Raw genomic sequence first — 775 nt, 5'->3', positions numbered from 1 at the left:
GCACCCGGGCATCACCCGTGGTGGTCATTACCATCATTCGAAAACCGAAAAATTCCTGGTCATCAAAGGCAAGGCCAACTTCCGTTTCCGTCAGGTGGTGACAGGCGAGTTCTATGAACTGGAGACCTGTGGCGAGTCACCGACCATCGTCGAAACGGTGCCAGGCTGGACCCATGACATCACCAATATCGGTGAAGACGAGATGATCGTGATGCTCTGGGCCAATGAAATCTTCGATCGTGAACACCCGGACACTTATGCGCTGCCGGTCTGCCCATAAAACGGCTGGCTCAGGAATGAGGACAGTATGAAAAAGCTCAAAATCGTCACCGTTGTTGGAACACGCCCGGAAATCATTCGCTTGTCCAGGGTCCTGAGCGCGCTTGATGAGCACTGCGAACACATCCTGGTACACACCGGGCAGAATTATGACTACGAACTGAACGAGATCTTTTTCCAGGACCTGGGTATCCGCAAGCCGGATCATTTCCTGAACGCCGCAGGCGCTTCCGGGGCCGAAACCATCGGCAATGTGATTATTGCAGTTGACCGGGTACTGGCCGAAGTGAACCCCGAGGCGTTGTTGGTGCTGGGTGATACCAATAGTTGCATGGCCGTGATTTCTGCCAAGCGCCGCAAGATCCCCACCTTCCACATGGAAGCAGGCAACCGCTGCTTTGACATGCGCGTGCCCGAGGAGATCAACCGCCGTATCGTCGACCACACTGCCGACATCAACCTGACCTACAGCACCATCGCCCGTGACTACCTGTTG

The 775-nt window shown here is 55.1% G+C and carries 1 protein-coding gene and 1 pseudogene; both read left to right on the top strand.

Going from position 1 to position 775, the window contains the following annotated elements:
- Window positions 1-280, top strand: a pseudogene (locus HP547_RS29090) (capsular polysaccharide biosynthesis protein CapF); the annotation flags it as partial.
- 27 nt (window positions 281-307) lie between these two features.
- A partial coding sequence (locus tag HP547_RS29085; protein WP_172288965.1) for a UDP-N-acetyl glucosamine 2-epimerase occupies window positions 308-775 on the top strand: 468 nt, incomplete at its 3' end.

The organism is Pseudomonas sp. CM27 (genome assembly GCF_013179515.1).
In the GTDB taxonomy this organism is placed as follows: domain Bacteria; phylum Pseudomonadota; class Gammaproteobacteria; order Pseudomonadales; family Pseudomonadaceae; genus Aquipseudomonas.
Note: the sequence above shows the minus strand (reverse complement) of the source record. Positions and strands in the feature narration are given on the sequence as shown.